The organism is Allolucifera butyrica (assembly GCF_900476375.1).
Lineage (GTDB): Bacteria > Bacillota > Negativicutes > Sporomusales > UPPP01 > Lucifera > Lucifera butyrica.
This window is the reverse complement of the sequence record NZ_UPPP01000053.1, coordinates 128,591-135,186: the sequence shown is the minus strand read 5'-3', so window position 1 is coordinate 135,186 and position 6,596 is coordinate 128,591. Positions and strand designations below refer to the sequence as shown.

General features: G+C 50.4%; 7 protein-coding genes. 6 read left to right on the top strand and 1 reads right to left on the bottom strand.

Features of this window, described 5'->3' with window-relative positions:
• The 3 genes from LUCIF_RS01995 to LUCIF_RS01985 form a co-directional block, all read left to right on the top strand.
• Positions 1–1,497 (top strand): PTS mannitol transporter subunit IICBA (locus LUCIF_RS01995; protein WP_122626198.1); only part of this gene is annotated, 1,497 nt, incomplete at its 5' end.
• A 24-nt stretch (positions 1,498–1,521) separates the two neighbouring features.
• Complete coding sequence (pfkB, locus tag LUCIF_RS01990; protein WP_122626197.1) at positions 1,522–2,484, top strand: 1-phosphofructokinase; 963 nt, start codon at positions 1,522–1,524, stop codon at positions 2,482–2,484.
• Positions 2,485–3,744, top strand: coding sequence for a zinc-binding dehydrogenase (locus tag LUCIF_RS01985; RefSeq protein ID WP_122626196.1), 1,260 nt, complete (start codon positions 2,485–2,487; stop codon positions 3,742–3,744). It begins immediately after the preceding gene.
• 222 nt (positions 3,745–3,966) lie between these two features.
• Here LUCIF_RS01985 and LUCIF_RS01980 read toward each other — a convergent pair whose 3' ends face one another.
• Positions 3,967–4,617 carry a hypothetical protein gene (locus LUCIF_RS01980; RefSeq protein ID WP_122626195.1) on the bottom strand — a complete coding sequence of 217 codons (651 nt, stop codon included), beginning with the start codon at positions 4,615–4,617 and terminating at the stop codon, positions 3,967–3,969.
• A 214-nt stretch (positions 4,618–4,831) separates the two neighbouring features.
• Here LUCIF_RS01980 and LUCIF_RS01975 point away from each other — a divergent pair, with 214 nt between their 5' ends.
• From LUCIF_RS01975 to LUCIF_RS01965, 3 genes are read left to right on the top strand one after another with little or no spacing between them, the layout of a single operon-like run.
• Positions 4,832–5,146, top strand: coding sequence for a YtrH family sporulation protein (locus tag LUCIF_RS01975; protein WP_207856843.1), 315 nt, complete (start codon positions 4,832–4,834; stop codon positions 5,144–5,146).
• Entirely contained in the window at positions 5,143–5,604 is a 462-nt protein-coding gene (locus LUCIF_RS01970; RefSeq protein WP_126720563.1) for a sporulation membrane protein YtrI, read from the top strand. The genes LUCIF_RS01975 and LUCIF_RS01970 overlap by 4 nt, the downstream gene beginning before the upstream one ends.
• A gap of 23 nt (positions 5,605–5,627) precedes the next feature.
• Positions 5,628–6,563, top strand: a complete 936-nt coding sequence (locus LUCIF_RS01965) for an O-fucosyltransferase family protein (protein WP_122626192.1) — start codon at positions 5,628–5,630, stop codon at positions 6,561–6,563.
• Positions 6,564–6,596: the final 33 nt, after the last annotated feature.

Sequence of the window (6,596 nt, the reverse complement as noted above, 5' to 3'; positions counted from 1 at the left end):
AAAATTCCGGCCGGATTTGAAATGCTGGTCAATAACTTTTCTGCCGGTATCATTGGCGCGTTGCTGGCGCTCTTGGCCTATACGGGCGTTGAACCGGTCGTGCTGGCGTTAAACAACATACTGAAAAGCGGTGTGGAATCCATCGTGGCGGCGGGACTGCTGCCGCTGGCATCCATCTTTATCGAGCCAGGCAAAATCCTGTTTTTGAATAACGCCATCAATCATGGCATATTAAGCCCGATCGGTGTGCAGCAAGCGAAAGAAGTCGGCAAGTCCATCTTCTTCCTGCTGGAACCGAACCCGGGTCCGGGCTTAGGCATTCTGTTAGCTTATTGGGTATTTTCCAAAGGAATGATCAAACAATCGGCGCCCGGCGCCATTATCATCCACTTCCTGGGTGGTATCCATGAAATTTACTTCCCCTATGTATTGATGAATCCGTTGTTGATTCTGGCGGTAATCGCGGGTGGCGCCAGCGGTGTCCTGACCTTTGTCACCTTCCACGCCGGTCTGGTGGCGACTCCGTCGCCAGGAAGCATTTTTGCCCTGATGGCCATGACGCCGAAAGGCGGTTATCTGGGTGTACTGGCGGGCGTGCTGGTATCCACGGTTGTTAGCTTCTTAGTTGCGTCCGTGTTTGTGAAACGGGCCAGCGCCAAAATGGACGATGAAGAACTGACGGATGCGCAGGAACGGGTCAAAGAACTCAAAGGAACCCCGGTAAAAACAACGGTAAAGAAAAACGTCAGGAAAGTCGTATTTGCCTGTGACGCCGGTATGGGTTCGAGTGCCATGGGGGCGACCGCCTTGCGTAACAGGCTGAAAAAAGCCGGCTTTTCTTTGGAAGTAGTCAACTGCGCCATTGAAGACATTCCCGCCGACGCGGAAATTGTTGTTACCCATGAAAAATTAGCCGGCAGGGCGAAACAGGCTGCTCCCCAGGCCGAACATATTCTGGTGCGTGATTTTATTGAAAATCAGGTGATGGAAATCCTGCTTGACCACCTGGAGCCTGCCGCAACGGAACCGGTTGAGCAAGCAGACGATTCCAATGATGAAAATCCGATATTGCGCAAGAAGAATATCAAACTAGGACTGGCCGGTACCGACAAGTATGAAGCCATCCGCCAGGCCGGCCGGTTACTGCAGCAGGGCGGTTATGTAAAGGAAGACTATATTGAAGCCATGATCCAACGGGAAAATGACCTCAGCACATACATCGGCAAGGGAATTGCCATTCCCCATGGCGTTGGTAAGGCCAAAGAGGAAATTATCCAGTCCGGCATGGTCGTCCTGCAATATCCTGAAGGGGTGCCGTTCGGTGATGAAATGGCTTATCTGGTCATCGGTATCGCCGGCGCGGGCAATGAACACTTAAGTATTCTTGCCAATATTGCTACCGCCATTGAAGAAGAAGAAGATAACATTACGGAAATTTTACGGACTACCGGTGATGTGAATCTTATCTACGACCTTTTTACTCTTAAAAATGAGTAAAGAAATTTCACGGAGGAAAGAACAATGATTACAACCGTTACATTAAATCCTGCGATTGATAAGACTGTTGAAATTAACAGTTTTGCCGTTAATAGTGTCAACCGGATTTCATCGGTCAGGCTGGATGTGGGAGGAAAAGGGATCAATGTGTCCAAGGTATTGTTAAACCTGGATGGCCGGAGCCGGGCCGTAGGGATTCTGGCGGGAAAAGCGGGCGAGTATATCCGGCAATACCTCGATGAGGCCGGTATTGAAAATGATTTTATATTCGTTCCCGGGGAAACCAGAACCAATCTCAAAGTGGTGGACCAGACGAAGCACACCAACACCGATATTAATGAGATCGGCCTGGAAGTAACCGCCGGGGACATGGAACGGGTGAAAGAGAAGGTTTTGCGCGATTTGGACGCTCATTCCGTCGTCGTATTTTCCGGCAGCGTACCCCGCAATGTGAATGCTGATGTTTACCGCCAATGGATTGAAGCGGTGAATAAAGCGGGAGCCCGGACGATTCTGGATGCGGACGGGGAGTTATTTAAACAGGGAATCGAGGCCGGACCCTATTTGATAAAACCCAATATTCATGAACTGGAAAATTGGCTGGACCGGAAGATCAATACCATGCCGGAAATTGCCGCGACGGCCCGGCGGCTCATGCAGCAGTACGGCATCGCCGTAGTGGTGGTCTCTTTAGGGGAAAAAGGCGCCTTATTTGTAAATCAGGATGGCGCTATCTGGGCGCATGGCATTTGCGTAGAGGTAAAGAGTACGGTCGGGGCGGGAGATTCCATGGTGGCTGCCCTGGCTTATGCGCTGGATGCCGGCTACTCCTGGGAAAAAGCGATCAGCCTGGCCGTAGCCGCCGGGACCGCCAATGTAATGACCGCCGGTACGGAGCCCAGTTCATTGGCAGCGGTTCAGGAGCTGGAAAAGCAGGTCACCTGGGAATATTTGCTTGACGATACGAAGATAGAGGTGGGAATGTAAATGAAAACGAGAGCAGTACGTTTATATGGCAAAAAGGATTTGCGGCTGGAGGAATTTGAACTGCCGGCGCTGCAGGATGATGAAATATTGGTCCGGGTCGTATCCGACAGTATCTGTATGTCCACTTATAAAGCGGCGATTTTGGGGCCGGAGCATAAGAGGGTGCCGAAGGATGTAGCCCAAAATCCGGTCATTGTCGGTCATGAAATGGCGGGGGAGATTGTGGCGGTCGGCGCCAAATGGAAGGACCAGTTTAAGGCGGGCGAGAAATTTTCCATGCAACCGGCCCTGAATTATAAAGGCAGTATGGATTCGCCGGGTTACTCCTACCGCTATTGCGGCGGCGACGCCACCTATATTATTATGCCGCAGGAAGTCATGGAACTGGGCTGCCTGCTAAAATACAACGGCGAGTCCTATTATGACGCTTCGCTGGCGGAACCCATGTCCTGCATTATCGGTGCTTTTCACGCCTCCTATCATACCACCATGGGAAGTTACGAACATAAGATGGGGATTGTGGAAGGCGGCAAGCTGGCTATCCTGGCCGGCGCCGGCCCAATGGGACTGGGAGCGGTCGATTACGCGCTGCACTGTGACCGCAGACCGGGATTGATTATAGTTTCTGATGTGGATGAGTCGCGGCTCGCCCGGGCCCGTTCCATCTTTCCGGCCGACGAGGCGAAAAAAGAGGGAATTGAGCTTCTGTTCGTAAATACCGGCGACAAGGCGGACCCGGTGGCCTATCTGCGGGAGTTAACCGGCGGGACCGGTTTTGATGATGTTTTTGTTTTTGCACCGGTCAAGCCGGTCGTGGAGCAGGGGGATAAGATACTGGGCCGGGACGGCTGCCTGAATTTCTTTGCCGGGCCCACGGACGTCAATTTCTCCGCCGCCTGCAACTTCTATAATGTGCACTATAATTCGAGCCACGTTATGGGAACAACCGGCGGAAACACCAATGACATGCTGGAGTCTTTGCGGCTGACGGAAGCGGGCGCGATCAATCCCGCCGTGATGGTTACGCATATTGGCGGCCTGGACAGCGCGGCGGCGGCGACGCTGCAATTGCCCGAGATTCCGGGAGGGAAAAAATTGATTTATACCAACATTGATATGGAGTTAACGGCCATTGACGAGTTTGCCGCCAAAGGCCGGAGCAATCCCCATTTTGCCAAATTGGCGGAAATCACGCAGCGCAACCGGGGCCTGTGGTGCGCCGAAGCCGAACGCTATTTGTTGAATAACTGGAAGCAATAATAAGAAAAACCGCTAATGCCGGTTTTTCGGTCCATGGCGCAGGGCTCAGGGCGCGGGGAAACCAGTCCGAAATCATCTACCGGCATAGTCTCTTTGAGTCTGCCAAGGATATACTTTCTTTAAAAAAATAAAAAGAACTGCCGGCGATCGTCGGCAGTTCTTTTTACTATCCCTGCCCTGCGCCAAGAGCCAAGAGCCGAAAAACCGCGTCAGCGGTTTTTCTTAATTCCGGGGCAGTATTACCCGGGTTAATCCTTTTAGATTGACCCAGGCCCGGAAGGCACCGGCCAGATGTAGGACTCCCGACGGAAAGGCCGGACCGAAAAAGGACAGGCTGCCGCTTAGCAGCAGGGGGGTAGAATCGATAGAAGCCCTGGTAAATAAGGCAATCCGGTCAAATACCTCACTCAACTGGCCACCGATAACCCAGCCTTTCAGGACTGTAAGGGCCAGATTCTGGCTTTCCAGTTCTTCCAGTTCTTCAATAAGCCGGTACTGCCGGCTTAGCATTATTGGCGGACCTGCAGGTATGTCATTCGGAAGGGGAGACTGGGTCAACGGGGCAGTAACAGGACGGGGGGAAGGGGTAAACGGTCCTTCGACAAACGTAATGATATCACAAATGTCAATAAGCACCTGACTCACCGGAACCGGCGCGGTCATGTCGCAGTTGTCGGCTTCGTCCGGACCGAGCGCTAAGTAATTCACATTACACGGCGAAATAACACTGACTGTATCGCCGTCAATGCGGGCTATGCGGCCAAAGACGGCTGAGCCGTCGATTAGAAGAAACAATATGTTGTGATTTTGCAAGTCAATTAATTTGCGGTAAATAACCCGGTTGCCAAATTGGCGTAACGGAACATTTCTCAATTGGCGGACCTCCTTTTGCAGCGTAACAAGAAAGCATTTCGCAATATACCTATGAGTAAGACCTGAAATCGGTTACCCGAAGCAAGCGTTGTCTTCCTGCTTAAAGACCCTTTGGGTCTTTCTTAGAATTAGAAAATGGATTGGCTCATACATTGTACCAAATGCCTCATTAAAGGCGGTGAGAGATGGTATGCATGGTTTTTGGAATACCCTAATGTATAACTTTGCGATTGCCTGCGGGGTGATTGTAGGGGCCAGCCTGTTTGCCGGTATGGCAGCCTTGTTTATGAACCAGCCCCCAATTAAGACCATGGCGGAAGTAGCGGCATCGTTAAAAATCTGGGCGGTAGCTGTTGCGTTAGGCGGTACCTTTTCCTCCCTGGAGGTTTTGGAGCAAGGTATTTTAAAAGGAGAAATACGGGGCATGACAAAACACGTGCTCTATATATCGGCCGCATTAGCCGGAGCCAATACCGGCTGCGGTATTATTCAACTCCTTAAAATCTGTGGTGCCTTATGGGAAAAATGAATCGAAAAATTGCTTTTGTTATTTTCTTTTTTACCGGTTTCGTGTTCGGTCTGATTGCCGGGGCATTCGGCATTTTTACCTTTGTGAGTTACCGGAATGAACAATATTATGAGCGGATTCATCAACTGTCTTATGAAATTCGTGAGAAAGATCTGCATCTGGCAAAATTAAAAGAAGGGACCAATAAAAACAGACTGTTAATTAAAGATGCCCAGGTTGAGTTAGTTTATCAGGGTGAACTGCCGGATAAAACGGCGCTGGAACAAGCGATCAAAGCCAGAATCGCTATCTTGATTGGTAAGGAGGTAAAATATGCCGACCCGGACCTGATCGGGGAAATGATCGACCGTCAGCTGATTCAACTGCACGGCCGTGTGTATAAATTAAAACTGGTAAAATTACTGGTTGGTGAGATGGTCAAAGCCTGGGTTGAAGTAAAACCGGTTGCGGGATCATAGCAGAGAGAGGGGGTTTGAGATGAGTGAGGCCGGACGAGAACCGTTTTTTACTCTTAAAAGCACGTGGCGCCGGATTCTGGTTTGACATGGAGCATGTGGTTGGCGGGCTGCTCATTGCGGAAATGGCCGGAAGAATTCCTATTGTTTATTGGGGAAAAAACAGTATTTACGGAGGTTCGGATGAGGTAAACGCTTTTGAACAGTTTTTTCTGCCCGTATCCGCTTATTCCGTCCGGAATTTAATGCGGCCGGATTACCGGGTCTGCCCGGCGATGTGGAATCCGGATAATTTAATCACTGAGGAAACATCCCGATTTATAACGGCGTGGTGGTATCCAATGGAGGAGATGCTGGCCAGGACGGAAGAAGTTATGGTTTTAGGCTGGGCTCCGGTCCATTTGGTCCAATCCTGGCTGCAGCAACCACATCCGGCCTGTGGAACCGGCCCGGAAGGCATTTATCGCTATATCTTTTCTAAATATATTACACTGCAGCCGTCCCTCGCCGGGGAAATGGATGCTTTTTACGACGCCTATATGCAAAAACGGCATATTCTGGCCGTTCATGTGCGGGCCAGCGATAAAGTCACGGAAATAGCTGATTTACACCGGATTAACCAACTGTATTATCCGGCAATAGAAAGGTATCTGGCGCAAAATCCCGATACTTTTATTTTTTTACTGACCGAGTCGGAAACCATTTTAGCCGAATACAGGAACGTATTTAAAGAACGGCTTATTTACACCCACTGCCGGCGCACCCGCGGTGAAATTCCCATCTATGACCCGGATCGGACTAAAGCAATACGTATGGGCGCCGAAGTCTTAAAGGACACCTATCTGGCTTTGCGCTGCAACGCTTTTTTCGGCAATTCCCATTCCAATGTCTCCAACGCCGTGGTGCGGCTGAAAAAGTGGCCGGCCGGCAGCGTTAAACTATTTTCGGTGAATGACCTATAGCGCATTTATAATAAAAAACAAAGAAGCACAACC